Below are 398 nucleotides of genomic sequence, written 5' to 3' on the forward strand. Positions count from 1 at the left end.
GGCGCGCCCATCGCGGCGAGCAGCGCGACGTAGAAGCGGATCACGGACGGCTCGGACGGCATCTGCACGACCAACACCGGGATGTGCTCCTGGTCGGCGTCGGAGCTGGCCGGGTGGGTGCGGCGGAACTTCTCGACGATCATCGACTTGCCATTGTTGGTCGGGCCAACCAGCAGCAGGTTGGGCATGCGTTGCTTGTTTGGCCACGCATAAAGGGCTTCCAGCCGGTTCAGCGCCTCGACTGCGCGCGGATAGCCGATCCAGCGGTCGGCGCGAAGGCGCTGGATGCGCTCGTCCGCCGGAAGACGGGCCAAGCCCTGGGCCGCCGGCAGCAGGTGGGACAGGTCGATGATGGGATATTCGTCCACGGCTACCACTCCTCAATCTGGTCGAACGGT

At 66.3% G+C, this 398-nt stretch carries 1 protein-coding gene; it reads right to left on the bottom strand.

Annotation, left to right across the window (positions count from 1 at the left end; all coding sequences use genetic code 11):
- Positions 1 to 368, bottom strand: a 368-nt coding sequence (locus QMN38_RS26790) for a TniB family NTP-binding protein (protein WP_323606432.1), incomplete at its 3' end; no start/stop codon positions are given.
- Positions 369 to 398: the final 30 nt, after the last annotated feature.

The organism is Citrobacter sp. R-1.5.2 (assembly GCF_035064245.1).
In the GTDB taxonomy this organism is placed as follows: domain Bacteria; phylum Pseudomonadota; class Gammaproteobacteria; order Enterobacterales; family Enterobacteriaceae; genus Citrobacter.